24 protein-coding genes and 4 tRNA genes are annotated in these 25,407 nt (G+C 69.0%); 23 read left to right on the top strand and 5 right to left on the bottom strand.

Annotated elements, in window-relative coordinates; translation table 11 throughout:
- Positions 1–33: 33 nt before the first annotated feature.
- From ACO0LV_RS02755 to ACO0LV_RS02740, 4 genes are all read left to right on the top strand, one after another.
- Positions 34–912 (top strand): hypothetical protein, encoded by an 879-nt coding sequence (locus ACO0LV_RS02755; RefSeq protein ID WP_424786337.1) that lies wholly within the window; start codon positions 34–36, stop codon positions 910–912.
- 142 nt (positions 913–1,054) lie between these two features.
- Positions 1,055–2,410 carry an EsaB/YukD family protein gene (locus ACO0LV_RS02750; RefSeq protein WP_424786336.1) on the top strand — a complete coding sequence of 452 codons (1,356 nt, stop codon included), beginning with the start codon at positions 1,055–1,057 and terminating at the stop codon, positions 2,408–2,410.
- A 3-nt stretch (positions 2,411–2,413) separates the two neighbouring features.
- On the top strand, positions 2,414–3,832 hold the full coding sequence (gene eccB, locus ACO0LV_RS02745; RefSeq protein WP_424786335.1) for a type VII secretion protein EccB: 1,419 nt from the start codon (positions 2,414–2,416) through the stop codon (positions 3,830–3,832).
- A 20-nt stretch (positions 3,833–3,852) separates the two neighbouring features.
- Positions 3,853–5,097, top strand: a complete 1,245-nt coding sequence (locus tag ACO0LV_RS02740) for a S8 family serine peptidase (protein WP_424786334.1) — start codon at positions 3,853–3,855, stop codon at positions 5,095–5,097.
- A gap of 64 nt (positions 5,098–5,161) precedes the next feature.
- Here ACO0LV_RS02740 and rarD read toward each other — a convergent pair whose 3' ends face one another.
- Positions 5,162–6,115, bottom strand: coding sequence for an EamA family transporter RarD (gene rarD, locus ACO0LV_RS02735; protein WP_424786333.1), 954 nt, complete (start codon positions 6,113–6,115; stop codon positions 5,162–5,164).
- 133 nt (positions 6,116–6,248) lie between these two features.
- On the opposite strand from rarD, the gene ACO0LV_RS02730 reads away from it, so the two are divergent.
- Both ACO0LV_RS02730 and htpX read left to right on the top strand, forming a co-directional pair.
- A complete protein-coding gene (locus ACO0LV_RS02730) occupies positions 6,249–7,664 on the top strand; it encodes an FAD-dependent oxidoreductase (RefSeq protein ID WP_424786651.1) in 1,416 nt (471 codons plus the stop codon).
- A 12-nt stretch (positions 7,665–7,676) separates the two neighbouring features.
- The gene (gene htpX, locus ACO0LV_RS02725; protein WP_424786332.1) at positions 7,677–8,558 is read left to right on the top strand and encodes a zinc metalloprotease HtpX; all 882 of its coding nucleotides are present in this window, start codon (positions 7,677–7,679) and stop codon (positions 8,556–8,558) included.
- 143 nt (positions 8,559–8,701) lie between these two features.
- On the opposite strand, the gene ACO0LV_RS02720 is transcribed toward htpX, so the two are convergent.
- Positions 8,702–8,786: transfer RNA gene (locus ACO0LV_RS02720), tRNA-Tyr, on the bottom strand.
- A gap of 111 nt (positions 8,787–8,897) precedes the next feature.
- Between ACO0LV_RS02720 and ACO0LV_RS02715 the strand changes: the two genes are divergently transcribed.
- The 7 genes from ACO0LV_RS02715 (at position 8,898) to ACO0LV_RS02685 (ending at position 11,868) form a co-directional block, all read left to right on the top strand.
- Positions 8,898–9,401: a YajQ family cyclic di-GMP-binding protein gene (locus ACO0LV_RS02715; protein WP_424786331.1), complete on the top strand. Its 504-nt coding sequence runs from the start codon at positions 8,898–8,900 to the stop codon at positions 9,399–9,401.
- 81 nt (positions 9,402–9,482) lie between these two features.
- Positions 9,483–9,555, top strand: a tRNA-Thr gene (locus tag ACO0LV_RS02710).
- A 42-nt stretch (positions 9,556–9,597) separates the two neighbouring features.
- Positions 9,598–9,671 (top strand) — tRNA-Met (locus ACO0LV_RS02705).
- Positions 9,672–9,741: 70 nt separating this feature from the next.
- Positions 9,742–9,912 (top strand): 50S ribosomal protein L33, encoded by a 171-nt coding sequence (gene rpmG / locus ACO0LV_RS02700; protein WP_424786330.1) that lies wholly within the window; start codon positions 9,742–9,744, stop codon positions 9,910–9,912.
- 21 nt (positions 9,913–9,933) lie between these two features.
- The gene (locus ACO0LV_RS02695) at positions 9,934–10,386 is read left to right on the top strand and encodes an FAS1-like dehydratase domain-containing protein (RefSeq protein ID WP_424786329.1); all 453 of its coding nucleotides are present in this window, start codon (positions 9,934–9,936) and stop codon (positions 10,384–10,386) included.
- Positions 10,383–10,799 (top strand): MaoC/PaaZ C-terminal domain-containing protein, encoded by a 417-nt coding sequence (locus tag ACO0LV_RS02690; protein WP_424786328.1) that lies wholly within the window; start codon positions 10,383–10,385, stop codon positions 10,797–10,799. The genes ACO0LV_RS02695 and ACO0LV_RS02690 overlap by 4 nt, the downstream gene beginning before the upstream one ends.
- A gap of 1 nt (position 10,800) precedes the next feature.
- Positions 10,801–11,868: a UDP-N-acetylmuramate dehydrogenase gene (locus ACO0LV_RS02685; RefSeq protein WP_424786327.1), complete on the top strand. Its 1,068-nt coding sequence runs from the start codon at positions 10,801–10,803 to the stop codon at positions 11,866–11,868.
- A 61-nt stretch (positions 11,869–11,929) separates the two neighbouring features.
- Here the strand turns inward: ACO0LV_RS02685 and ACO0LV_RS02680 are convergent, their stop codons facing one another.
- The gene (locus tag ACO0LV_RS02680) at positions 11,930–12,964 is read right to left on the bottom strand and encodes an adenosine deaminase (RefSeq protein ID WP_424786326.1); all 1,035 of its coding nucleotides are present in this window, start codon (positions 12,962–12,964) and stop codon (positions 11,930–11,932) included.
- Between the two features lie 189 nt (positions 12,965–13,153).
- On the opposite strand from ACO0LV_RS02680, the gene ACO0LV_RS02675 reads away from it, so the two are divergent.
- Together ACO0LV_RS02675 and ACO0LV_RS02670 are read left to right on the top strand one after the other, a co-directional pair.
- Positions 13,154–14,506, top strand: coding sequence for a phosphotransferase (locus tag ACO0LV_RS02675; RefSeq protein WP_424786325.1), 1,353 nt, complete (start codon positions 13,154–13,156; stop codon positions 14,504–14,506).
- Entirely contained in the window at positions 14,506–14,922 is a 417-nt protein-coding gene (locus ACO0LV_RS02670; protein ID WP_424786324.1) for a hypothetical protein, read from the top strand. Before ACO0LV_RS02675 ends, ACO0LV_RS02670 begins: the two co-directional genes overlap by 1 nt.
- Before the next feature lie 27 nt (positions 14,923–14,949).
- Here the strand turns inward: ACO0LV_RS02670 and ACO0LV_RS02665 are convergent, their stop codons facing one another.
- Positions 14,950–15,615: a response regulator transcription factor gene (locus ACO0LV_RS02665; RefSeq protein ID WP_424786323.1), complete on the bottom strand. Its 666-nt coding sequence runs from the start codon at positions 15,613–15,615 to the stop codon at positions 14,950–14,952.
- Positions 15,612–17,093 (bottom strand): sensor histidine kinase, encoded by a 1,482-nt coding sequence (locus ACO0LV_RS02660; protein WP_424786322.1) that lies wholly within the window; start codon positions 17,091–17,093, stop codon positions 15,612–15,614. The genes ACO0LV_RS02665 and ACO0LV_RS02660 overlap by 4 nt, the downstream gene beginning before the upstream one ends.
- 203 nt (positions 17,094–17,296) lie before the next feature.
- On the opposite strand from ACO0LV_RS02660, the gene ACO0LV_RS02655 reads away from it, so the two are divergent.
- The 8 genes from ACO0LV_RS02655 (at position 17,297) to rpoB (ending at position 25,382) form a co-directional block, all read left to right on the top strand.
- Positions 17,297–17,369: transfer RNA gene (locus ACO0LV_RS02655), tRNA-Trp, on the top strand.
- Positions 17,370–17,463: 94 nt separating this feature from the next.
- Complete coding sequence (gene secE / locus ACO0LV_RS02650; protein WP_424786321.1) at positions 17,464–17,976, top strand: preprotein translocase subunit SecE; 513 nt, start codon at positions 17,464–17,466, stop codon at positions 17,974–17,976.
- A gap of 57 nt (positions 17,977–18,033) precedes the next feature.
- Complete coding sequence (gene nusG / locus ACO0LV_RS02645; protein ID WP_424786320.1) at positions 18,034–18,879, top strand: transcription termination/antitermination protein NusG; 846 nt, start codon at positions 18,034–18,036, stop codon at positions 18,877–18,879.
- A 108-nt stretch (positions 18,880–18,987) separates the two neighbouring features.
- On the top strand, positions 18,988–19,419 hold the full coding sequence (gene rplK, locus ACO0LV_RS02640) for a 50S ribosomal protein L11 (RefSeq protein ID WP_424786319.1): 432 nt from the start codon (positions 18,988–18,990) through the stop codon (positions 19,417–19,419).
- Positions 19,420–19,483: 64 nt separating this feature from the next.
- Positions 19,484–20,197, top strand: a complete 714-nt coding sequence (rplA, locus tag ACO0LV_RS02635; RefSeq protein ID WP_424786318.1) for a 50S ribosomal protein L1 — start codon at positions 19,484–19,486, stop codon at positions 20,195–20,197.
- A 308-nt stretch (positions 20,198–20,505) separates the two neighbouring features.
- Complete coding sequence (gene rplJ / locus ACO0LV_RS02630; RefSeq protein ID WP_424786317.1) at positions 20,506–21,042, top strand: 50S ribosomal protein L10; 537 nt, start codon at positions 20,506–20,508, stop codon at positions 21,040–21,042.
- A gap of 68 nt (positions 21,043–21,110) precedes the next feature.
- Positions 21,111–21,500 (top strand): 50S ribosomal protein L7/L12, encoded by a 390-nt coding sequence (gene rplL / locus ACO0LV_RS02625; RefSeq protein ID WP_424786316.1) that lies wholly within the window; start codon positions 21,111–21,113, stop codon positions 21,498–21,500.
- Between the two features lie 378 nt (positions 21,501–21,878).
- A complete protein-coding gene (rpoB, locus tag ACO0LV_RS02620) occupies positions 21,879–25,382 on the top strand; it encodes a DNA-directed RNA polymerase subunit beta (RefSeq protein ID WP_424786315.1) in 3,504 nt (1,167 codons plus the stop codon).
- Positions 25,383–25,407: the final 25 nt, after the last annotated feature.

Below are 25,407 nucleotides of genomic sequence, written 5' to 3'. Positions count from 1 at the left end.
CCATCGGCTTGGCGCGCCCTTTACAGTGACGACATGAACCCAACTCGGACGCGCCGAACGGGCCTGCGCACGGGACCCGTCGCGCTCGTGGCGCTCGCCGTCGGCCTGGCCCTGGCCGGGTGCAGTGACGAGGAGCCGCACGAGGAGCCGAGGACGCCGGAGGAGTCGGTGGCCGGTGCCGCCCCCGAGGAGACCGAACCGGAACCGGACGCCGAGGCCGCGTCCGAGCCGGAGCCGGACCTCCCGCGCGTCGAGGTGGGCGAGACAGTCCAGACGGTGGAGGGTGGCCCGGGAGAGTGGGAGGGCACCCTGGTAGTCGCCGAACGCGGCGTGGTAATTCTGGAATCGGTGGCCGGAACGCGGAACTCACGCACCGAACTGACACTGACCGGGCCGGACGGGCAGGTGTACGCCGACAAGGTCGGCAGCCGGGACCCGGGCGAGGCGCGCTTCAGCGATGCCTCCCAGATCGATCCGCTGGTGATCCGGACGCTGGACGCGGGGGAGTACCGGGTGCACGTCCGTGGCTTCGACGAGCGAGCCTCCACCGACTTCGAGGACGGGGCGCAGTTGCGATCGTGGGTGCCCGACCGGGTCGAGATCGGCTCGACCACGGAGATCGACTTCGCCGAGGGCTTCGGGGGTGGCTGGCACGGGGCGGTGACGATCCCGGAAGGCGGTGAGTACACGTTCACCGCATCCCGCACCGATGAGCACTCCCAGCCGGTGCTGCTGGTGGTGCAGGCATGGGAGGGATCGGAGCCGGACCAGGACCTGCCGGACCTGTACGACGTGCACGTCGATGGCGTGGCGCAGTTGCAACATGAGCTCCCGGCGGGGGAGTACGTGGTCATGGTCGCCGAGGGGCTGGAAACGTCCGGGGCGGCGACGATCGAGATCGCGGGGCCGTAAGTATCGCCGGGGTGCGGACCGGTGCTGGGCGCCCGGGCGAAGCGGAACGGGCCGGTGCGATGCGGGAGCGTGGCAAGGTAGTTCATGGATGGGGTAGTAGTAACTCGGACTGTGCTGAGCCGAGGATTCGGGCGGGGATGAGATGAGTGAGACCACCAGCACCGAGCGCGCTGTGGGCCAACGTGTGCGGGTGTCCGTCGTGGCGGGCGACCGCCGGATGGACATCGCCGCACCCGCCGGCGTCCCGGTCGTGGAGATCACCCCGGGCCTGGCCCGGCACCTGAACATGCTCGAGGCCGGCACCGCCTACGCCGGATACCGGCTGACCCGCGCCGACGGCCACGAGTTGGACGACGACCGTAGCCTGCAGGCCCAGGGCGTGGTCGATGGTGACGTGCTCACCCTGGCGTCGGGGGTGGACAGCGCCGAACTACGGGTTTACGACGACATCGTCGAGGCCGTGGCCGACGTGGTCGAGAGTGAACAGAAGCCGTGGTCGCCCCAGGACGCTGCCACCACGGCGGTGCTGGCCGCGGTGACGCTGCTGACCACCGTGGCGATCATGCTCACCGGAGCGGGGGTGGGCGGCGCATCGGCGCTGGTGACGGTCGCAGCCGCCCTGACCTCGGTGATCCTGCTGGTCTCGGCGGCGGTGATCGGGCGCATCGGCGGGCCACCGGCGGCACCTGTGGCGCTGGTCCAGGTGGCCGCCCTGTACGCAGCCGTGGCCGGATTCACCCTCACCGCGGCCGAATCGTTGTGGGGAGCCCCGGCACTGTACGCCGGTGCCGGGGCCGCAGTGACCGGAGTGCTGGGCCTGTTGCTGCTGCGCGACAACCGCGAGTTCACGCTGGTCCCGGCGATCCTGGGCGCCGCAGTGGCGGCCGTCGGGGCGATCGTGGAGTTCACGGGTTTCGAACCCGGCCATGTGCTGGCCATCGCCGTGGCGGTGGCCGGCCTGGCCGGCATCGGTATCCCGTGGCTGGCACTGTCGGCCACCCCGTTACGGGTGGCCACCGCAAGCGCCGATGAGGAGATCCTGGCCGACCCCGAGGAGTTGGATGCCGAGGAGGTGGCGGGGCTGTGGCATCGCGGGCACCGGATCCAGGTGTCCCTGCGCATCGCGGTCGCACTGCTCACTCTGATCGCCACCCCGATGGTGCTGGGCACCGGGCTGTTCGGACTGGTCCTGCTGTTGCTTGCCTACGCCGGGATGATCCTGAGCGTGCGTGAGTCCTACGCCCGCTTCGACGTCGGCGCGATGATGTCGCTGGCGGTGCTGGGATTGGCGCTGACCGGGGTGGTCGGTGCGCTGCTGCACCCGACCTGGCGTATCGGTGTCACGCTCGGGGTCGGCATCGTGGCCGCCGCCATTGTGGGCCTGTCCCTGGTGGCACCCAAGCAGCGGCTCTGGCTGGGTCGGCTGGCCGACGCCGCCGAGCTGGCCTGCCTGGCGCTGTTGCTCCCCGCCGCGATCGTGGCCGCCGGGCTGGTGTAGCCGATGGCCTCGAAGAAGGAACTCCTGCAGGCCCAGACGTTCTCCCGGCGCCGGCTCCTCACGGCCTTCGTCTCCGGGGCGCCCGGGGGGCGCGAACTCGAACCGGCCAAGCCGCTGCGCGGGGTGATCACCGGGATCGTGCTCAGTGTGCTGGTGGTAGGCGGCAGCCTGATCGCCGGGCTGTTCACCGGGGAACAGGATGAGGACTGGAAGGTCAACTCCCTGGTGGTGGTCAGCGAGACGGGGGCGCGGTACGTGGCCGTCAACGGCGAGCTATACCCGGTGCACAACATCACGAGTGCCCGGCTGCTCGCCTTCGCCGAGACCTTCCGGGTGGTCAACCTCAGCGAGACACAGCTCAGCGATGTACCGCGCGGCACGATGACCGTGGGAATCCCGGGGGCACCGGATGCCCTGCCACCACCGGAGAACCTGATCAACAACCAGTGGCTCTCCTGTGCCGTCGGTCCGGAGCGGGAATGGACCTCGCTGAATCCGGACCGCGCTGTACCGGAAGAAGGCAACGCGGCACTGGTGAGCGTCAACGGGCAAACCCACTACGTGCACGACGGGCACCGCTACCGGATCGCCGATGACGACCTGAACGCGGTCAGCCATGCCCTGGAGTTCCACCCGGACAACGTCTCGGCGGTCGGGGGGCGCTGGCTGAACATCTTCACCGAGGGCACCCCGCTGGCCCCGTTCACCATGGAGGGCCTCGGGTCCACCCCACCCGGGCCGGCCGCCCAACTGGACGTGGACCTGAGGGTCGGCACGGTCACCCTGCTGCGCAACGCGCAGGGCGAGACCGGCGCACCCCACGTGCTCACCGACGAGGGAGTGCTGGTCGAGCTCAGCCCCCTGGCGGTAACGCTGTACTACCTGGGTACCGGCCTGGGGCCCGACGACGTGGTGACCCTGGACTACTCCGAGCGCCAGAGCCTGCAGGTCGACCCGGCTTCGGACCTGGTGCCCTCCGACTGGCCCGAGGAGGTACCCGCGGCGCTGGAGTCGGAAGCGACCCCGTGCGTGCAATTGGACCGCGCCGAACCGGAGGACAACGACGACGCCCCGTCGGCCACGCACCTGCACGTGGTCGGCACCGAGGAGGAGGTGGGATCCGAGCCGGTGGACGTTGCCGCCGGGCACGGCGCCGTGGTGCGCCAGGACGGGGGCGGCGACCTCGGCGCCTGGATGGTGATCGATGAACGCGGCACCATGTACCAGGTCCCGCCCGGGCACGAACAGGTGCTGGGGCTGCTGGGCTACGACGAACTCGAGCCGCCCCCGGTCCCGGGGTCCTGGGCCGGGTTGTTCCGGCCGGGCCCGACGCTCACGGTCGAGGCGGCCCGCTCCGGGCTTCCGGCCGAGGCGGTGCAGGGCATGGACGAACACGTCCCTGAGCCCGCGGAGGAGGAGTGACCCAGCGCGGTGGTGCACCGGTGACGTGGTGTCGCATCCTCGCGGCGGCGCTGGCCGGCGCCCTGACCGTGGGTCTGGTCGCGGTGTCGGTCTCCGGACCAGGCGCCGCACCGGCGAGGGCGCTGGCCCCCGGACAGGAGTGTGATCCGGAGGATCCACAGTTCGTCACCCAGGCACCGCCCGCCTTCGACGCGCTCGGCATCCCCAGGGCACATCAGTACTCCCGGGGAGCGGGTGTGACGGTGGCCGTGGTGGACTCCGGGGTGCACGCACAGAACGAGCACCTGCGCGAGGTGGTGGTCGACGGGGTGAACGTGGTCGAGGACGACCCCCACGACCGGGATGCCTTCGAGCACGGCACCGTGGTGGCCGGCATCATCGCCGCCCGCCACGTGGACGGATCGGCGGTGCTGGGGGTGGCGCCGGAGGCGATGCTGCAGTCGGTGCGGGTCTACTACGCCGACTCCGAGCGCGCAGAAGAAGAGGATGTGCACCCCACACCGCAGCGGATCGCGGACGGGATCGCCTGGGCGGCGCAGAACGGCGCGCAGATCATCAACGTCTCGATGAGTACCACCGAGGACCACCCGGATCTGCGTGCAGCGGTTCAGGCTGCCTCCGACAACGGCGTGCTGGTGGTGGCCAGCACCGGCAACCGCGGGACCGCCCAGGTGCAGGAAGCCGTGCCCCGTTACCCCGCCGCCTACGACGGCGTGCTCGGGGTCTCCGGGGTGGACCGGGCCGGGATCTGGCATGCGGTCGCCTCCTTCGAGAGCGAGCACGTGGATGTCGTCGCCCCGGGCCAGCATGTGCCCTCGGCCTACCTGTTCGGCGGGGACTGCATCTTCTCCCCGGGGGACTCGGCGCCCTCGTCCAGCTGGGCGACCGCCTACGTCTCCGGGGCCGCGGCTCTGGTGGCGGCGCGGTATCCCGACGAGACGCCGCAGCAGTGGGCCCACCGCCTGCAGGCCACCGCAACCCGGGCCAGCACCGCCGAGCGCGACGACCGGATGGGCTGGGGCCTCATCCAGCCGGTCGCAGCCCTGCAGTTCATCGATGACGGCACCGCACCCGGGCCGGCCTCACCGGTCCACGGGCCCGCGCAGCCACTGCCCGACCCGGCGGCGGATCTGGACCTGGTCGCCTACCCGGATCCGATGGCCCCCGCGCAACAACTGACCCGGGCCTGGCTCGTCGGTGCCGCTGCGCTGATCGTGCTGGCGCTGCTGTACTCGCGCATGCCGCGACGTCCTCGGCCGCGCTGATCGCCGGACCCGCCCGACGACGGCGGGCACGACGCGCCCCGGAGCGCCCTGCCGAACGCGCGCCTCAGGACCGGGTGAGGCTTCGCCGTCGCCGGCTCCTGGCCTGCTGCCCCTCCACTCCCAACAGCACCAAGCCCACCCAGACCAGCACGAACCCGGCCAGGCGCGCCGGTGGCATCTCCTCACCCAGCACCAGCACGCCCAGTGCGAACTGCATGATCGGTGCGATGAACTGCAGCAATCCGACGGTGCTCAGCGGTAACCGGCCCACGGCTGTGGCGAACAGCATCAGCGGCACCGCGGTGGCGATCCCGGCGCCCATCAGGACCAGGCTGTGCCAGGGCTGTCCCAGTGCCGTGCCGGCAGAACTGACGGCGAAGGTGCCGGTACCCAAGCCCGCCAGCAACAGCAGGTACAGCAGCGCCACCGGGGTCAGCGCCGCAGTCTCCACGACCAGCCCCGGCAGTGCCGGCACGGTTCGGCCCAGCCGGTTCTTGGCGAGCCCGTACAGGCCGAAGCTACTCGCCAGCACCACCGCGATCCAGGGCACCGTCCCGTACCCGATCGCGATCACCACCACCCCGATCGCGGCCACGCCCACCGCCGCCCACTGGCCGGGACGCAGCCGCTCGCGCAACACGACAACCCCCAGCAGGATGGTGACCAGCGGGTTGACGAAGTAGCCAAGGGCGGCATCGACCACCCGGTCGGTGAACACCGCATAAAGGAACGTCACCCAGTTCGTGGCCAGCAGCACCGCGGCCACCGACAACCCCACCAGCACCCGACGGTCGGCCAGCAGCGTGCGGACCTGGCCCAGTTTGCGCACCAGCATCAGCAGCCCGGCGCACAACACCAACGACCAGAGCACCCGGTGCGCACCGATCTCCCACACCCCGGCCCCGTCCATCAGCGGGAAGTACAGGGGCAGCAGGCCCCACAGGGCGTAAGCGCTCACCCCGGCGATCAGCCCGGAACGCGAGGTCGGCTCGGCCTGCGGCCGGGGGGTGAGGGGCACAGCGTGAACCTATCCCTCCTTGCGCGGAACAGGCACATCGGTGAGACCAGCCACACACGACCCGCACTGCCCGCCGTGGCGCGGGTTGCCTACACTGGCAGGTAAGACTTCCTTCTTCTCGAAAGGCAACACCATTCCCACTCCACAGTTGCGGGTCGCCATCGTGGGAGCCGGGCCGGCCGGCATCTACGCCGCCGATATCCTCGCCAAGACCGATCTGGACGTGGCGATCGACCTGTTCGAGCGACTGCCCGCGCCCTACGGACTGGTGCGCTACGGCGTGGCCCCGGACCACCCCCGGATCAAGGGCATCGTGAACGCGCTGTACAAGGTGCTGCAGCGTGGGGATATCCGCCTGATCGGCAACGTGGACGTCGGCACCGACCTGACCGTGCCGCAACTGCGGGAGTACTACGACGCCATCGTCTTCTCCACCGGCGCGATCCGGGACGCGGACCTGAACATCCCCGGGGTGGACCTGCCCGGCAGTTACGGTGCCGCCGACTTCGTCTCGTGGTTCGACGGCCATCCCGATGTCCCGCGAACCTGGCCGCTGGAAGCCGAGAAGGTCGCCGTGATCGGCAACGGTAACGTGGCGCTGGATGTGGCCCGGATGCTGGCCAAACATGTCCCGGACCTGATGGGCACCGAGATCCCGCAGAACGTGATCGACGGCTTGGCCGCCAACCCCGTGACCGATGTGCACGTCTTCGGACGTCGGGGCCCGGCCCAGGCCAAGTTCACCCCGTTGGAGTTGCGCGAGCTGGGCAAGGTGCCCGGTGTGGACGTGGTGGTCTACCCCGAGGACTTCGAGTTCGATGAGGGTTCGGAGGAGGCGCTGGTGGCCAGCAACCAGACCCGGCAGGTGGTCAAGACCCTCACCGACTGGACCATGCGCGATCCCGCCGAGATGACCGCGTCGCGACGAATCCACCTGCACTTCCTGCACCGGCCCGTGGAGGTCCTGGGCACCGATGCCGTCACCGGGCTGCGCACCGAGCGCACCGAACTGACCGGGGACGGTTCGGTCCGGGGGACCGGCCGGTTCGAGGAGTTCGAGGTCCAGGCGATCTACCGCGCGGTGGGCTACTTCGGCTCCTCCGTGCCGCAGGTGCCCTTCGACCCGGTGGCCGGAGTGATCCCGAACGAGACCGGCCGAGTGCTGGATGACGACGGTGAGCACGTACGCGGTTTGTATGCCACCGGGTGGATCAAGCGGGGGCCGGTGGGACTGATCGGGCACACCAAGTCCGATGCGCAGGAGACCATCGCCAACCTGATCCAGGACGTCCAGGCGGACCTGCGGGCCGGCGTGTTGCCGGGAGCACCGAAAGCTGACCCGGAGGCGATCCTGGAGCGGTTGCGGGCCGACGGTGTGCCCTATACCTCCTGGACCGGCTGGGAGTTGCTGGACGCCCATGAGCGTGCCCTGGGCGAGAAGCAGGGGCGCGAGCGCGTCAAGGTGGTCCCTCGCGAGGAGATGACGGAGATCTCCCGCGGGGGTATGTTCGTCGAGGCTGGTGCGGGCGGCGCACCCCCGGTGGCTTAGGAGGTCACCACCATGGGAACCGGTGTGGGCAACACGGTCAAGACCGCAGGCCTGTTCGCGGTGATGTGGGCGGTGACGATGGCCCTGGGCGCCCTGGTGGCGGCCGGGACCGGGAACTCCTCATTGATCTGGGTCTTCGCCGGCGTGGGCGTGGTGATGACCTTCGTGAGTTTCTGGAACTCGGACAAGATCGCCATCCGGGCGATGAAGGCCCAGCCGGTGACTGAGGCCCAGGCCCCGCAGATGCACCGAATCGTGCGCGAACTGGCCGCCAGGGCCGAACAGCCGATGCCGCGGCTGTACATCTCGCCGACCCGGTCCCCGAACGCCTTCGCCACCGGCCGCAACCCCCGCAATGCCGCGGTGTGCTGCACCGTGGGCATCCTGGAACTGCTGGATGAACGGGAACTGCGCGGGGTGCTCGGGCACGAGTTGATGCACGTGTACAACCGGGACATCCTCACCTCCTCGGTCGCCGCGGCCATGGCCGGTGTGATCACCTCGGTGGCCCAGTTCCTGCTGTTCACCGGTGGCGCCGGCCGGCAGCGTACCGGGGGAGCGCTGGCACTGGTCGGGATGCTCGCGATGGCCCTGCTGGCCCCGTTCGCCGCCGGACTGATCCGGATGGCCATCTCGCGCACGCGTGAGTACGACGCCGACGCCTCCGGGGCCGATCTCACCGGTGACCCGTTGGCGCTGGCCTCCGCGCTGCGGAAACTGGAGCGGGGCACCGCCGCCCGGCCGCTGAAGCCGGCCGGCGACCTGGCCGATGTCTCGCACCTGATGATCGCCAATCCGTTCCGGGCCGAGGCGGTCTCCAGACTCTTCGCCACCCACCCGCCGATGAGCGAGCGGATCGAACGCCTGGAGCGCAGGGCGACCGGGCAGCGCTGACCTGCTCTCCTCGGCCGCCCGGCCCGTCGGCCCGGCGGCTCGCCCCTCCGGTCCGGGCGGAGGCGATGCGCTACCCCCTACCGCCTATCGATGCCTGCGCACGCAACGGAGCCCGGACCCTCGTGTGGGTCCGGGCTCCGTGGTGGTGGCGGGTGCAGGATTCGAACCTGCGAAGCGTGACGCGGCTGATTTACAGTCAGCTCCCTTTGGCCGCTCGGGCAACCCGCCGTATGGTCGGCACTAGCGCCGGATGGCAGAATACCAAGTTCGCGGCGCGGCTGTGACCATCGGGTCGCCAACGTCACATCCCCAGTTCCCCCAGCACCAAGGAGGGCCACCGTGGCCAGCGTTGCCTCGTTCGACGTCGTCAGCAAGATCGACCGCCAGGAGGTGGACAACGCGCTGAACCAGGCCGCCAAGGAGGTCTCCCAGCGTTACGACTTCCGGGGCGTGGGCGCCGGGATCGAATGGTCCGGCACCGAGGCGGTGGTCCTGACCGCTAACTCCGCCGAACGCGTGTTGGCGGTGCTGGACGTGTTCCAGAGCAAGCTGGTCCGCCGGGGCGTCTCGCTCAAGGCCCTGGACACCGGTGAGGGGGAGCCGCAGCCCTCCGGCAAGGAGTACCGCCTCGTGGCCACCCTCAAGGAGGGCCTGTCGAGTGAGAACGCCAAGAAGATCACCAAACTGATCCGCGAGGACGGGCCCAAGGGCGTCAAGACCCAGATCACCGGGGACGAGGTGCGGGTGAGCGACAAGTCCCGGGATCATCTGCAGGCCGTGATCGCGATGCTCAAGGAGGCAGATGACATCGATGCGGCCCTGCAGTTCGTGAACTTCCGCTGAACTGGCTGCGATGAGACGTGGTCATTGTCACGTCCCGACGATTTCGCTGAACGGGCACTGACGTTGTAGCCTCGATGCGCCGCCCCGATAGCTCAGTCGGCAGAGCGTCTCCATGGTAAGGAGAAGGTCAAGGGTTCGATTCCCTTTCGGGGCTCTGGTTCATCGCGCGGGCTCTGTGGCACCATGCGTTGAGCACGGCGGGGTAGCTCAGACGGTAAGAGCGCACGACTCATAATCGTGAGGTCGCGGGTTCGATCCCCGCCCCCGCTACTCGGAGAATCACCAGCACCACCACCTGCCGGAACCGTCGCGGCAGGACCTGCGAGCGTAAGGAAGACCAGTGGCCAGCAAGTCCGCGGACGTCCGCCCCAAGATCACCCTTGCCTGTGAGGTGTGCAAGGAGCGCAACTACATCACCAAGAAGAACCGTCGGAACAACCCCGACCGGTTGGAACTGGCCAAGTACTGCTCCCGCTGCAACGCCAAGACCAACCACAAGGAGACGCGCTGAATCGGCGCTAGCATGAACGGCATGGCCCAGGTCGATGCCGACTACCTAGGGCGGGTGTTCACCGGAACCCCGCCCTACGTCGTCTCCGAAGTCAAACTCGCCGAGTTCGCCGACGCCGTCGGCGCGACCTCCCCGTTGCACACCGATCCCGAGGCGGCGCGCGCCCGCGGCTACCGCCACGTGATCGCGCCGGCGACCTTCGCCGTCGTCGTCGCGCAGCGCGCCGAGGCAGAGTACATCTCCGATCCCGGTGCCGGGATCGACTTCTCCCGCGTGGTCCACGCCGAGCAGGCCTTCGACCACCACCGCCCGATCACCGCCGGGGACCGGCTGCACACCGCTGTGCACGTGGCCGGCATCACCGAACGCGCCGGCATCACGATGGTCACCACTCGTACCGAGATCGCCGACGACGACGGCGCACCGGTCTGTGCGGTCACCTCCACCCTGGCCGTGCGCGGGGAGGGGCGATGAACCCGCTACGCGCCGGCGTCGAGCCCGGCACCGAACTGTTCACCGTCACCACCGAGGTGGATCGTGACCGCCTGGTGCGCTACGCCGGTGCCAGCGGTGACTTCAACCCGATCCACTACAACGACCGCATCGCCACCGAGGTCGGCCTGCCCGGGGTGATCGCCCACGGGATGCTGACCATGGGCCTGGCTGCCTCCGCCCTGAGTGATCACCTGGGCGATCCCGGGGACGTGCTGGGCTTGGCCACCCGGTTCACCCGTCCCGTCCCGGTACCGGACCCCGGTCAGGTGCAGGTACGCATCAGCGCCACCGTGCGCAGCGTTGAGGGCGACGTCGCGCTCGTGGACCTGGCCGTGAAGGTCGAGGACCGGGCGGTGCTGGGCAAGGCGCGGGCGAAGGTCCGGCTGCACTGAGATGACCGGTACCCCCTCGCTGGCGGAGTTGACCACCCTGCGCGTGGGTGGGCCGGTGCACACGTTCGTGGCCGCAGCCGACCAGGCGACGATCATCGAGACCGTGCGGGGCGCCGACGCCGACTCTCGCCCACTGCTGGTGCTCGGTGGCGGGTCGAACATCCTGGCACCGGATGCCGGATTCGACGGGATCGTGGTCCAGGACCAGCGCACCGGGGTGTCGGTGCAGGAGTCCGGGACCGGCCAGGGCGTGACCGTCACCGTCCCCGCCGGCCAGGACTGGGACGGGTTCGTCGCCCGGGCGGTAGCCGAGGGGTGGCAGGGGGTGGAGGCGCTGTCCGGAATCCCCGGGTCCACCGGCGCCACCCCGATGCAGAACGTGGGCGCCTACGGTCAGGAGGTCAGCGAGGTGATCGTCGCGGTGCGCACCTGGGACCGGGCCGAGAGACGGATCCGCACCCTGTCCCGGACCGACCTGGCCTTCGACTACCGCAACTCGGTGCTGAAGGAGTCGCTGTACGCCCCGGACTCGCCGTGGTTCCCCACACCCAGGTACGTGGTGCTGCAGGTGCAGTTCCAGATGGTGCGGGCTGACGCCTCCGCACCGATCCGGTACGCCGAACTGGCCAGGACGCTCGGGGTGGCCGTGGGCGAGCGGGTGCCGTCGGCGCAGGTGCGCGAGGCGGTGCTGGCCCTGCGGCGCGGTAAGGGCATGGTGCTGGACGCCGATGATCACGACACCTGGAGCGCCGGGTCCTTCTTCACCAACCCGATCCTGGACGCCACCCGGGCCGCGGGGCTGCCGCCGCAGGCGCCACGGTTCGACGCCGGGCAGGGCCGGGTGAAGACCTCGGCTGCATGGCTGATCGCCCAGGCCGGATTCGACAAGGGGTACGGGCTGCCCGGAGCGGCCGCGTTGTCCACCAAGCACACCCTGGCGCTGACCAACCGTGGCGGCGCGCGCGCAGCCGATCTGGTCGCCCTGGCGCGCACGGTCCGCGCCGGCGTGCAGGAGCGCTTCGGGGTGGAACTGGTCCCGGAGCCGGTTGTGCTGGGCGGGAGGCTGTAGCGCCGACGCTCTCGCGGTGTGGCGTATCCGCCCCTGACCGGTGGCCCGGAGGTACCTGCCGTCAGTCTCCGGCGAGCCAGTCGTCCACACCGGTCAGCAACCGTCGGCGCACTGAGTCGGAGGCCAGGCTTGCGCGGATCGAGGAGCGTGCCAACTCGGCCAGTTCGGCGTCTGTGAACCCGTGCACCTCCCGGGCGGTGCGGTACTGGTCGGTGAGCCGGGAGCCGAAGAGCAGCGGGTCGTCGGCGCCTAGCGCCACCTGCGCTCCGGCGCCCACCAGTGTGCGCAGCGGAACCTCATCCGAGCCCGGGTAGACACCCAGGGAGACGTTCGAGCCCGGGCACACCTCCAGAGCGATCCCGGCATCCACCACCCGGTCCAGCACGCGGGGATCCTCCGCCGCCCGGACCCCGTGGCCGAGCCGATCCGGTCGCAGGGTGCCCAGGACCTCCTCGATATGGTCCGGACCGAGGAGTTCCCCGCCGTGGGGTACCAGGGCCAGCCCGGCCCGGGCCGCGATCGCGAAGGCAGGGCCGAACTCGCTGGTGTCACCGCGCCGTTCGTCATTGCTCAGCCCGAACCCGACCACACCGCCCGGGGAGTCCGAGGCATACCGGGCCGCCAGTCGGGCCAGCACGCGGGCATCCAGGGGGTGGCGCACCCGGGAGGCGGCCACCACGACGCCGATATCCACTCCGGTGGCCGTGCTGGTCTGCTCGGCCTCATCCAGGACCACCTCCAGGGCCGGGGTCAGGCCGCCCACGAACGGGGCGTACGAGGTGGGGTCGACCTGGAGCTCCAGGCGACCGGAGCCCTCCTCGGCATCAGCCTGTGCGGCCTCGCGCACGATCCGGCGCATGGCCGACTCCGAGCGGACCGCTGCCCGGGCGGCGTCGTACAGGCGCTGGAAGCGGAACCAGCCGCGCTCGTTGGCCGGCAGCCGCAGTGGGTCCAGCCCGGCGGCATGCTCCCGCAGGCTCTGCGGCAACCTGATGCCCGCCTCGTCAGCCAGGTCCGACAACGTCTGAGGGTGCATCGAGCCGGTGAAGTGCAGATGCAGATGCGCCTTGGGCAAGGAGGAGAGATCGCGAGGCACGGTCCTACCCTAGGACCCCTCCGGCACTGCCCCGGGCCGGTGCTGCGGCCGGTAACGGGTCCCCGACGTGATGGGCACCACCTCGCCGCCGGGCCGCTGCGGTCGCCTAACCGCTGCCAGCGCGCGAGGATGAGAGGGTTCTCATCCGGGGTTCATCCGATCGTCATCGTGTTGGAGTGTGGTGCCACAATGACCTCCTCCGGGGCCACGTCCCGCACCGATGCCGACTCCGAGCACGCCGACCTCGCACTCCTGCGCGGTTCCGGCCGCACCGCCATGGTCGAGGCGGCCCTGACCGGCTCGAAGCAGTTCGATCCGGGAACCGACACCGACCTGCAGGTCAGCGTGCACCAGGTGCACCACCGGCCGGGCGCCGGCGTCAGCGTGGGCTACTCGGTGAGTTTCCTCTCCCGGGGGCGTCGGGTGCACGACTACGTGGTGGCGTCCACGTCCCCTGCGGCGACCGGTGGGGAGGGGGTGGCACTGCTGGACGACGGCGTGCGTCAGGTCCGGATGTGGCGCCGCCCGTTCGACCCGCTGCTGCCCGGGCTGCGCTCGGCAAGCGACCCCGAGGTGGTGAGTTCCTGGCTGGCGGCGATCGGGTTGGGCAGTGCCGGTGCGGTGACCATGCGAACGGTCAGTTACCGGCCGACCCGTCGAGCGGTGCTGCGGGTGGAGAGCGCTGCGGGCACGGTGTTCGTCAAGGTGCTGCCCGAGCGGAGGAGTGCCGACCTGATCGCTCGGCACCAGTTGCTCGAATCTGCCGGGGTACCGGTCCCGCGAGTCCTGGCCACTCCCGTGCCGGGCGTGTGCGTGCTCAGCGCGGCTCGCGGCTCGCCGTTGGCTCAGGCGATCGCCGGTGCCGACACCCATCCCGAGAACCTGCCCGAGCCTGCGGAACTGGTGCGCTGGCTGGATCTGCTGCCCGAGCAGACCCTGACGCTGCCCCGGAGACCGTCCTGGTCGGATCGGCTGGACTTCCACACCGCAGCGGCCGCCGCAGCACTTCCGGAGCAGGCCGATGAGGTGGTGGACCTGGGCGCCCGCCTGGCCGAGGCGTTGACCGCGGTACCCGAGGAGGAGGTGCCCACCCACGGGGACTACTACGAGGCCAACGTGTTCACCAGTGGTGGCGCGGTCAGCGATGTGATCGACATCGACTCCCTCGGGCCCGGCCGGCGCAGTGATGATCTGGCGACGATGCTAGGGCACGTGGCGGTCCTGCCGGACCTGGCTCCCCGGGTCTACGCCCACACGCCCGAGGTTCTGCAGCGGATGCGGCAGGACTTCGAAACCCGGGTCGGTGCGCACGCGTTGCGCGTGCGCACCGCCGCCGTGGTGCTGTCCCTGATCGCCGGTGCCACCCCGGAGCAGGCCCGGGCAAGGCTGCGGATCGCCACCCAGTGGGCGCGCGCCTCGGTCCGCACCCGGCGCGGGGCGAACTCCAATCTGAGAGACCTCTCATCTGCATCTCCGGTCCCTCTCATGCACGCCACCGATGATGAAGCCTTCGCGAACTCGCTCGAACAGAAGGACGGATGATGAGTAGACGTACATGGACGGCCGCCGGCGCACTGGGTGTGCTGGGCGTGGCCGGTGGCGGCATCGTGGCCATGGCCGATGCCCCGAACGACGCGAGCCTCGAGGGGGTGTCCCTGGCCGGTCAGAACGCGGACCAGAGCGCGGTGGAACGCAGCGGGACCGCGGTGAGCCAGGTACGCGCCGCTTCCGGTCTGACCAAGACCGAGCCGGGGAACGTGAGCTTCTCCGCACCCTCACTGACCAGCCCGGTGAGCCCGGACAGCCCCGCGACGCCGCCGAGCCCGAACTCCCCGCCCTCGCCGGTGAGCCCGCCCAGCCCGAACACACCGCCGTCTCCGCCCAGCCCCGCCAGCCCGCCCAGCGCCGAGTCCCCGGATTCGCCGGACTCCCCGCCGTCGGCTGACTCCGGCGACTGAGGCAGCCGGTCTCCACCGGTGGCGGCCTCAGGGCGAACTGAGTCGGTAGCCCATTCCGCGCACGGTCTCGAAGTGCTCAGCGCCGAGTTTCTTGCGTAGGTAGCGCACGTACACATCCACCACGTTGGAACCCGGGTCGAAGTCGTAACCCCACACCCGGGAGAGCAACTGCTCGCGGCTGAGGACCTGGCCGGGGTTGCGCAAGAACGTCTCAGCAAGGGCGAACTCGCGTGCGGACAGGTCAACGGCCTTGTCACCCACGTGAGCCTTACGGGTGCGCAGGTCCAGGGACAACCCTCCATGGCGCAGCACGGTCGTCTCGCCGGAACTGCCATCGGTGCGCAGCCGCAACCGCACCCGGGCGAGCAGTTCCTCGAACTGGAATGGCTTGGCCATGTAGTCATCCGCGCCTCCCTCCAGCCCGGCCACGGTGTCGGAGACCGAGGAGCGAGCGGTCAGGATGATCACCGGCATCATGCTCTGCATCGCCCGGATGCGCTTGAGCGCGGTGAAGCCGTCCTGGTCCGGCAGGCCCAGATCCAGTATGAGCAGGTCGAACTCTCCGGTGACGGCGAGGTCCACCGTCTCCCTGGCGGTGCCCACCACGGTCGGCGAGTAGCCGGCAGCGCGTAGCCCCTTGGCCACGAACGAGGCGATTCGTGGTTCATCCTCGGCGATGAGGATCTGACTCATGCTGGCTGCTCCGTCCTGTCGAGCTGATCGGTGAGGCCGTACAGGGGCAGGACCAGGGTGACCGTGGTGCCTTGTCCGAGCGCGGACCGGATGGTGACGTGCCCTCCGTGGGCCTCGGTGATGGATCGCACGATCGGCAGGCCCAGCCCGGAGCCCTCGATCGCCGGATCCAGCCGCTCGAACCGCCCGAAGATCTTCTCGAAGTTCTCCTCGGCGATCCCGCTGCCCTCGTCGCGGACCCACAGGTGCAGGGCGGACTGCTCAACGCGGGACCCGACCGCGATCCGGCTCCCGGGCTCGGAGAAGCGCACGGCGTTGACGCACAACTGCAACAGGGCCTGGGTCAGCCGCTGGGGGTCCACCGGGGCGGTCACGTCGGCCAGGGAGTCCAGGCTCCACTGACGCTCCCCGAGCAGGCGTGCCTTGCCCAGCACCTCGTCGGTCAACATCGCGATGTCGGTGGGGCGCGCGGCCACGAAGTCCGGTCGGCGGGCGCGTGCCAGCGTCATCAGGTCGTCCACCAGGCGGTTCATCCGGCCGATCTCGTCCAGCAACACGTCCTTGGTGGCCCGGGCGTCCTCGGGGTCGCTGGGGTCCATCAGTTCCAGGTGTCCCTGCACGATCGTCAGCGGCGTGCGCAGTTCGTGGCCGGCGTCGTCGAGCAGTTGGCGCTGGGAGGCGAAGGCCTGCTCCAGGCGTTCCAGCATCTGGTTGAACGTGCCCGTCAGTGCGGCCAGGTCGTCATTGCCCACCACCGGTATCCGCAGCGACAGGTCGGTGGAGGAGATCGACTCGGCAGTCTCACCCAGCAACCGGATCGGGCGCAGCACCCGGCCCACGGTGAACCAGCCGATCGCACTGATCACCAGCAGGGAAACCACACCCACCAGGGCGTAGAGCTGGTAGGTATCGGCCATGGCCGTGTGCTCGGCGCCCCGGTCGAAGGCCATCACCAGCGTGCCCAGACTCTCGTCGCCCTCGATGCGCACCGGCACTACCGCCGCGCGGTAGGTGGTCTCGGAGGTCTCGATCATGGTGAGCCGGCCCTGCGGGGTGGTGCCGGCGGCGCCTGCGGCGGCCTGGGCGGTGAGGATCTCACCCAGAGCCGCCATCAACTCCGGATCGTCCTCCAGCCGGAGCTCGACGGTAGTGGGCGCGGTGTTTCGGAGTTCGCCCTCCAAGAAGGCCAGGCTGCCCTCGTTCGGGGACATCGCGATGCGTTGCAGGCCAGTGCGCAGCAACGCCGCGACCGAGTCGAAGGGCGCACCGGTGCGCGGGTCCAGTCCCTGATCTGCCAGGGTGTGGAACTCGCTCACGTTGCGTTCCAGCGCGTCGTCGATCTGGGCGTCCACCCGCTCGCGCTCGAAGTAGAACGCCGTCAGCCCGGCCACCGCCAGCGCGAGCATCGCCATGAACACAAGGCTGCCCAGTACGCGCGTACGCACGCTGATCCCGTGGCGTCCTGCCTTGGTGTTCACCCGGCAAGTATGACCCGTCCACCCGTGGCCGAGGCGCATCGTCCGCCCGGGCCACGCGACAGCTGAACGGCTGCTGACGTGATCTTGGCGACGGTGGTTCGACCTCGGGGTCGGATGCGCGTACACTCGAGGCCGGTGGTTGACGTGCACCAGGCTGGTGTGTGCCCTGAATCAGGGATTCCCGGTCGTCACGACAGCATCGAAGGGCAGTGGCGCAATTGGTAGCGCACCGGTCTCCAAAACCGGCGGTTGTGGGTTCGAGTCCCGCCTGCCCTGCAGAGCAGGTCGTCCCAGGGACGACCGGCCGAGCACCTTCGCGAGTTGCGTTGAGTGCACCACCTGGACACCCATGGAGTAGGGGAAGACTGTTGTGAGCACATCCACGAACGCGCCCGGTGATCCCGGACGCGACCGGGATGATGACGCCGCCGATCCCGACGGCGCTCAGGCGCAACCTGCCGAGGGTGTCGACAAGGCCCGGGCGAACCCGGCTTCCGCGGGTGAGGATGCCGGCGCCGGCGCGGAGGGCACCGCAGTATCCAGTGGCCGCGATGTGACCAAAAAGGTACGCCAGGAGGCCCGCAGGTCCGAGGCGGCGGCACGCAAGACCGGGGGCGCCGAGGGCAAGCGGCCTGCGCGCAAGCCGGCCCCGAAGACCTCCGCCGTTCCCGGTCGGGAGGGTGAGGACCTGGGGTTCTTCGCCAGGATCGTCTTGTTCGTGCGTCAGGTCATCACCGAGATCCGCAAGGTGGTCACCCCTACCCGCAACGAACTCGTCACCTTCTCCGTGGTGGTCGTCGTGTTCATCCTGGCGATGATGGCCTATGTGGGCGTGCTGGACTACGCCATCGGCCGGCTCGTGCTGTGGGTGTTCGGCAACTAGTTCTATGACCGGGTTGTGCCACCCGGCCCCAATCAAGTGAGGAAAGCAGGACAGGACGTGTCTGAGGAGACCCCCGACGTGCACGAGCGGACCGACGACGCCGTCGGCGACGGCGCGGCCCCGGCCGAGACCGCCGAGCAGGAGGCGACCGAGGCGCCTGTGACGACGACGCCAGAGTCCACCGAGCAGGACGCGACCGAGGACCAGGCGCCAGAGTCCACCGAGGTGGACGAGAGCGCTGCGGCCGGACCGAGCGAAGGCGACGCGAACGGCGACGGCGCGGCCGCCGCCGTGGAGGACGAGGACCCGGTGGAGGCATTCCGCAGGGAACTGCGGACCCTGCCCGGCGAGTGGTACGTGATCCACTCCTACGCGGGGTACGAGAACCGGGTGAAGGTCAACCTGGAGTCGCGGATCCAGTCCTTGAACATGGAGGACTACATCTTCCAGGTCGAGGTGCCGATGGAGGAGGTCGTGGAGATCAAGAACTCCGTCCGCAAGGTCGTCAAGCGCGTCCGGGTGCCAAGTTACGTGTTGGTGCGTATGGATCTGACCGATGAGTCCTGGGGAGCGGTCCGCCACACCCCTGGGGTGACCGGCTTCGTCGGGCACGCCCACGCCCCGGTGCCGCTGACCCAGAACGAAGTGGTCTCCATGCTCTCGCCGATGATCGAGCAGAAGGCCCCGGTGCAGCGCGCCGGTGCCGCCGCCTCCGGCGCACCCGCAGTGCAGGTGGACTTCACCGTCGGGGAGTCGGTCACCGTCACCGACGGCCCCTTCGACACTCTCCCGGCTACGATCTCGGAGATCAACGCCGAGGGCCAGAAGCTCAAGGTGCTGGTGTCGATCTTCGGCCGGGAGACCCCGGTGGAGTTGTCGTTCAACCAGGTCGCCAAGATCTAGTCGGGGAACGAATCAGATGTGGGGGATCCACCCCCGAACCGGGAGCGCCGCTCTCGGATGCAACCGGGTCATCGCCCATGGCGTGGGCCCACAACACAGGAGAGAAACATGCCCCCCAAGAAGAAGGTCGCAGGCCTGATCAAACTCCAGATCCAGGCTGGTGCCGCTAACCCCGCGCCGCCGATCGGCCCCGCGCTGGGTCAGCACGGCGTGAACATCATGGAGTTCTGCAAGGCCTACAACGCCGCCACCGAATCTCAGCGCGGGAACGTGGTCCCGGTGGAGATCACGGTGTACGAGGACCGCTCGTTCACCTTCATCACCAAGACCCCGCCGGCCTCCGAACTGATCAAGAAGGCCGCCGGTGTGGCCAAGGGGTCGGGCACCCCGCACACCTCCAAGGTCGGGTCGCTGACGGCGGACCAGGTCAAGGAGATCGCCCAGACCAAGATGGAAGACCTCAATGCCCGGGACGTGGACGCGGCGGCGAAGATCATCGCAGGCACCGCCCGCTCGATGGGCATCACGGTCCAGAACTGATCAACCGATCACCCCAGTGGGAGGGCCGGCGCGGCCCGCACCACGACTGCACAAGGAGAAGCAGATGACACAGCGCAGCAAGACCTACCGCAAGGCGGCCGAGAAGGTCGACCGTTCCCGCACGCATAGCCCGATCGAGGCGATCCGGCTGGCCAAGGACGGCTCGGGCACCAAGTTCAACGCCACCGTGGACCTGGCCCTTCGCCTGGGCGTGGACCCTCGCAAGGCCGATCAGATGGTGCGTGGCACCGTGAACCTGCCCCACGGCACCGGTAAGACCGCCCGCGTGGTGGTATTCGCCGTCGGCGAGCGCGCCGAGCAGGCCCTGGCCGCAGGTGCCGACGAGGTCGGCGGTGACGAGCTGATCGAGAAGGTCGCCGGCGGGTACACCAACTTCGACGCCGCCGTGGCCACCCCGGACCTGATGGGTAAGGTCGGTCGGCTGGGCCGGGTGCTGGGCCCCCGTGGCCTGATGCCCAACCCCAAGACCGGGACCGTGACGATGGACGTGGCCAAGGCCGTCACCGACATCAAGGGCGGACGCATCGACTTCCGCGTGGACAAGCACGCCAACCTGCACCTGATCATCGGCAAGACCTCCTTCTCCGAGACCCAGCTCGCGGAGAACTACGGTGCGGCCATGGAGGAGATCCAGCGGCTCAAGCCCGCCTCCGCCAAGGGCCGCTACATCAGCAAGGCGACGCTGAGCACCACGATGGGTCCGGGCATTCCGGTCGACCCGACCCGCACCCGGAACTTCACCGAGGAGGATGAGTGAGTCACTGACTCACCTCCGCCTGCGACGGCCCGGTACCCACGCGGGTACCGGGCCGTCGGCCTGCCAGGCCTGTGGTGGTGTTCACAGTGCCCGGACTTGGAGCCGCGGATCGACCGCGCTACAGTGGAGGTTGCCCAAGACCGCAGGTCGCCCGTCACCCGACGGGGCTAAGCCCGCATGACGCGGGGCCGGCGCAGGTGATCGAGTTCGGCCCGGAGTTTGCCTCCGGTCCACGAGCCCCGTCACGTGCGCGGGGCTTTTGTCATGTCAGGCCCGGCTCGCGGCAAGCAACGCGAATAGGAGGGCCCATGGCACGCCCTGACAAGGCAGCCGCGGTTGCCGAACTGACGGAGCGCTTCCGGCAGTCCGACGCCGTTGTGCTGACCGAGTACCGCGGGCTGACGGTGTCCCAGCTCAACGAGTTGCGTAACTCCCTCGGTGCCACCACCACCTACCGGGTGACGAAGAACACCTTGACCGCGATCGCGGCCAAGGAAGCCGGTGTCACGGCCTTCGACGACCAGCTAAACGGTCCCACTGCGATCGCCTTCATCGACGGCGACCCCGTCGAGGCGACCAAGGGTCTGCGCGACTTCGCCAAGGACAACCCGAGCCTGGTGATCAAGGCCGGTGTCCTGGACGGACGCTCGCTCAGCGCCGAGGAGATCAACAAGATCGCCGACCTGGAGTCGCGCGAGGTGCTGCTGGCCAAGTTGGCCGGGGCCCTCAAAGCGACCCTGCACCAGGCGGCCTATGTCTTCAACGCCCCGGCGGCGAAGGCAGTGCGCACCATCGAAGCCCTGCGTGAGAAGCAGGACAACCCAGAGAACTCTGCCGCGGCCTGACCGCCCGGAGACTCACCATCCCCACTGCTTCTCCCGCAAGCAGTACCAACCAGGAAGGAACGCCAACCATGGCGAAGCTCAGCACCGAAGAGCTCATTGACGCTTTCAAGGAACTGACCCTGCTCGAGCTCTCCGAGTTCGTCAAGCAGTTCGAGGAGACCTTCGAGGTCACCGCTGCCGCCCCGGTCGCCGCTGCTGCTGCCGGTCCGGCCGCTGGTGGCGGCGAGGCCGAGGCTGCCGAGGAGCAGTCCGAGTTCGACGTCGTCCTCGAGTCCGTCGGGGACAAGAAGATCCAGGTCATCAAGGAGGTGCGCGCGCTGACCAGCCTGGGCCTGAAGGAGGCCAAGGACCTGGTCGACGGTGCACCCAAGCCGGTCCTGGAGGGGGTCGACAAGGAGGCCGCGGACAAGGCCAAGGAGGCCCTCGAGGGCGCCGGAGCCACCGTCAACCTCAAGTGATCCTGCACACGGGCAGGTTGTCCACCAGCCTGCCCGTGTGATCTCGGCCGAGGCCGAGGCGAGGCCCGCATCCCTGCGAATCAGCGGATGCGGGCCTCGCCCGACCGGCCGCCGCTCTCCTCACGGCCCGGACCGGGGATGTGAACCCCTCGGATCACCTCCCCGACCCGTCGCCGCACCAGTCACGCTGTTGGACAAGACTCGCGTCAACGGCTATGCTGTCGCTTTGCGCTGTCGTATGCCCCTGGCGGCCCCCACCGGACACCCGCGCAAGTCACGAATCCATACCGATTCGTCGTGTGCCCGGGCCGGAACCCGGGAAGTCGCCACCGGGATCTAGCAGCGCGCGTGCTCACGATCTGCAGGGAAGGACCCCTCTTGGCTGCCTCGCGCACCCCTTCTGCTCCCACCACCGAAGCTATCGAACAACGAACCGCTTCCCGTCGCGTTTCCTTCGCCAGGATCCACGAACCCCTCCAGGCCCCGGACCTGCTCGGTCTGCAGACCAACAGTTTCGACTGGCTGCTGGGTAACGACCGATGGCTGGCCCGCCTGGAGAAGGATGGCGACCCGGCCACCAACTCCGGTCTGGAGGAGATCTTCGAGGAGATCTCCCCGATCGAGGACTTCGGCGGCACCATGTCCCTGTCCTTCCGCGACCACCGCTTCGAGCCCCCGAAGTACAGCGCGGAGGAGTGCAAGGAGAAGGACTTCACCTACTCGGCGCCACTGTTCGTCACCGCTGAGTTCGTCAACTACACCACCGGTGAGATCAAGTCCCAGACGGTCTTCATGGGCGAGTTCCCGTTGATGACCGATCGCGGCACCTTCATCATCAACGGCACCGAGCGCGTCGTCGTCTCCCAGTTGGTGCGGTCCCCGGGGGTGTACTTCGAACGTAGCCCGGACAAGACCAGCGACAAGGACATCTTCACTGCCAAGGTGATCCCCTCCCGGGGCGCCTGGCTCGAGTTCGAGATCGACAAGCGCGACGCCGTGGGCGTGCGGGTGGACCGTAAAAGAAAGCAGTCGGTCACCGTCTTCCTCAAGGCTCTGGGGATGACCGAGTCCGAGATCCGCGAGGAGTTCGCCGACTACCCGGCCGTGCTGGACACCCTGGAGAAGGACACCGTCTCCACCCAGGACGAGGCACTGCTGGACATCTACCGCAAGATCCGGCCGGGCGAGCCGCCCACGGTCGAGGCGGGCCAGGCGCTCCTGGACAACTTCTACTTCAACGCCAAGCGCTACGACCTGGCCAAGGTGGGCCGCTACAAGCTGAACAAGAAGCTCGGTCTGGACGCCCCGCTGTCGGACTCGGTGCTCTCCCGTGCAGACGTGGTCGCCACGATCCGGTACATGGCCGGCCTGCACAAGGGCGATCGGTCCATGGAGGGCGTGCGTGCCGGGGAGCCGATCGAGTTGCCGGTGGAGACCGACGACATCGACCACTTCGGTAACCGGCGCATCCGCGCCGTGGGTGAGCTGATCCAGAACCAGGTGCGCACCGGGCTGTCCCGGATGGAGCGTGTGGTCCGGGAGCGGATGACCACCCAGGACGTGGAGGCGATCACACCGCAGACGCTGATCAACATCCGTCCGGTGGTGGCCTCGATCAAGGAGTTCTTCGGCACCAGCCAGCTCTCCCAGTTCATGGACCAGAACAACCCCCTGGCCGGGTTGACGCACAAGCGTCGTCTGTCCGCGCTGGGCCCGGGTGGCCTGTCCCGTGACAGGGCCGGCATGGAGGTGCGCGACGTGCACCCCTCGCACTACGGCCGGATGTGTCCGATCGAGACCCCTGAGGGTCCCAACATCGGACTGATCGGCTCGCTGGCGACCTACGCCCGGATCAACCCCTTCGGCTTCGTCGAGACCCCCTACCGCAAGGTCGTCAAGGGTGTCGTCACCGATGATGTGGAGTACCTGACGGCCGACGACGAGGACCGCTTCGTCATCGCCCAGGCCAACGCCGCGGTCGATGAGAAGGGCCGGTTCACCGAGGAGACCGTGCTGGTCCGCACGCGTGGCGGTGAGGCGATCGACGTGCCCGCCGACCAGGTGGACTACATGGACGTCTCGGCCCGCCAGATGGTCTCGGTTGCCACCGCGATGATCCCGTTCCTGGAGCACGACGACGCCAACCGCGCCCTGATGGGTGCGAACATGCAGCGTCAGGCGGTGCCGTTGTTGCGCTCGGAGGCCCCGTTGGTGGGTACCGGGATGGAGCGGCGCGCAGCGGTGGACGCCGGCGACGTGATCGTGGCCTCCAAACCCGGTGTGGTGACCGAGGTCTCCGCCGACGCCATCGTGGTGGCGCTGGACGACGGGGGCACCCAGACCTACCGGGTGGCCAAGTTCAACCGCTCCAACCAGGGCACCTCCTACAACCAGCGGGTGCTGGTGGACGAGGGCCAGCGCATCGAGGTCGGCTCGGTGCTGGCTGACGGCCCGGCCACCGATGAGGGCGAACTGGCACTGGGCAAGAACCTGCTGGCGGCCTTCATGTCCTGGGAGGGGCACAACTTCGAGGACGCCATCATCCTGTCCCAGCGACTGGTGCAGGACGACATCCTCTCCTCCATCCACATCGAGGAACACGAGGTCGACGCCCGCGACACCAAGTTGGGCCCGGAGGAGATCACCCGGGACATCCCGAACGTCTCCGACGAGGTGCTGGCCGACCTGGACGAGCGCGGCATCATCCGGATCGGCGCCGAGGTCGGAGCCGGCGATGTGCTGGTCGGCAAGGTCACACCCAAGGGTGAGACCGAACTGACCCCCGAGGAGCGGCTGCTGCGCGCGATCTTCGGTGAGAAGGCGCGCGAAGTGCGCGACACCTCCCTGAAGGTTCCGCACGGCGAGTCCGGAACCGTGATCGCGGTGCGGGAGTTCAACCGGGACGACGGCGACGAGTTGCCCCCCGGCGTGAACCAGCTCGTGCGGGTCTACATCGCCCAGCGACGCAAGATCACCGATGGTGACAAGCTCGCCGGGCGGCACGGGAACAAGGGTGTGATCGCCAAGATCCTGCCCGTGGAGGACATGCCGTTCCTGCCCGACGGCACCCCCGTCGACATCATCCTGAACCCCCTGGGCGTGCCCCGGCGGATGAACGTGGGCCAGGTGCTCGAGACGCACCTGGGCTGGGTGGCCAAGCACGGCTGGGACGTCGGCGTGGAGCAGGCCAAGAGCGGCAAACTGCCCGCGTGGGCCGAGCACTTCGCACCTGAGGCCCTCAGGGGCGATCCGGAGAGCCCGGTGGCATCGCCGGTGTTCGACGGGTTGCATGAGGAGGAGGTACGCGGCCTGCTGGCCTCGACCAACCTCACCCGCGACGGTGAGCAGTTGGTGGACTCCTCCGGCAAGGCGGTGCTGTTCGACGGCCGTTCCGGAGAGCCCTACCCCGAGCCGGTCTCGGTGGGCTACATGTACATCTTGAAACTCCACCACCTGGTGGACGACAAGATCCACGCCCGCTCAACCGGCCCGTACTCGATGATCACCCAGCAGCCACTGGGCGGTAAGGCACAGTTCGGTGGCCAGCGGTTCGGGGAGATGGAGGTCTGGGCCCTGGAGGCCTACGGCGCCGCCTACACCCTGCAGGAGCTGCTGACCATCAAGTCCGACGACGTGCCGGGCCGGGTCAAGGTGTATGAGGCCATCGTCAAGGGTGAGAACATCCCCGACTCGGGCATCCCGGAGTCGTTCAAGGTGCTGCTGAAGGAGATGCAGTCCCTGTGCCTGAACGTGGAGGTGCTCTCCTCCGACGGAACCTCCATCGAGATGCGTGAAACCGATGAGGAGGTCTACCGGGCTGCAGAGGAACTCGGTATCGACCTGTCTCGTCGTCCCGACGCCAGCAGCGTCGAAGAGATCTGAGGCGCCGCCCTGCCCGGTCCGCGCA

The organism is Pseudactinotalea sp. Z1739 (genome assembly GCF_049725055.1).
In the GTDB taxonomy this organism is placed as follows: domain Bacteria; phylum Actinomycetota; class Actinomycetes; order Actinomycetales; family Beutenbergiaceae; genus CALKWS01.
This window is presented reverse-complemented; position numbering and strand designations above follow the sequence as displayed.

Bases quoted from the DNA above. Each gene is read 5' to 3' on its own strand.
- ACO0LV_RS02755 (WP_424786337.1), top strand. From the start codon at position 34: ATGAACCCAACTCGGACGCGCCGAACGGGCCTGCGCACGGGACCCGTC.
- ACO0LV_RS02750 (WP_424786336.1), top strand. From the start codon at position 1,055: ATGAGTGAGACCACCAGCACCGAGCGCGCTGTGGGCCAACGTGTGCGG.
- eccB (WP_424786335.1), top strand. From the start codon at position 2,414: ATGGCCTCGAAGAAGGAACTCCTGCAGGCCCAGACGTTCTCCCGGCGC.
- htpX (WP_424786332.1), top strand. From the start codon at position 7,677: ATGGGAACCGGTGTGGGCAACACGGTCAAGACCGCAGGCCTGTTCGCG.
- ACO0LV_RS02695 (WP_424786329.1), top strand. From the start codon at position 9,934: ATGGCCCAGGTCGATGCCGACTACCTAGGGCGGGTGTTCACCGGAACC.
- ACO0LV_RS02690 (WP_424786328.1), top strand. From the start codon at position 10,383: ATGAACCCGCTACGCGCCGGCGTCGAGCCCGGCACCGAACTGTTCACC.
- ACO0LV_RS02685 (WP_424786327.1), top strand. From the start codon at position 10,801: ATGACCGGTACCCCCTCGCTGGCGGAGTTGACCACCCTGCGCGTGGGT.
- ACO0LV_RS02675 (WP_424786325.1), top strand. From the start codon at position 13,154: ATGACCTCCTCCGGGGCCACGTCCCGCACCGATGCCGACTCCGAGCAC.
- ACO0LV_RS02670 (WP_424786324.1), top strand. From the start codon at position 14,506: ATGAGTAGACGTACATGGACGGCCGCCGGCGCACTGGGTGTGCTGGGC.
- ACO0LV_RS02665 (WP_424786323.1), bottom strand. From the start codon at position 15,615: ATGAGTCAGATCCTCATCGCCGAGGATGAACCACGAATCGCCTCGTTC.
- rplK (WP_424786319.1), top strand. From the start codon at position 18,988: ATGCCCCCCAAGAAGAAGGTCGCAGGCCTGATCAAACTCCAGATCCAG.
- rplA (WP_424786318.1), top strand. From the start codon at position 19,484: ATGACACAGCGCAGCAAGACCTACCGCAAGGCGGCCGAGAAGGTCGAC.
- rplJ (WP_424786317.1), top strand. From the start codon at position 20,506: ATGGCACGCCCTGACAAGGCAGCCGCGGTTGCCGAACTGACGGAGCGC.
- rplL (WP_424786316.1), top strand. From the start codon at position 21,111: ATGGCGAAGCTCAGCACCGAAGAGCTCATTGACGCTTTCAAGGAACTG.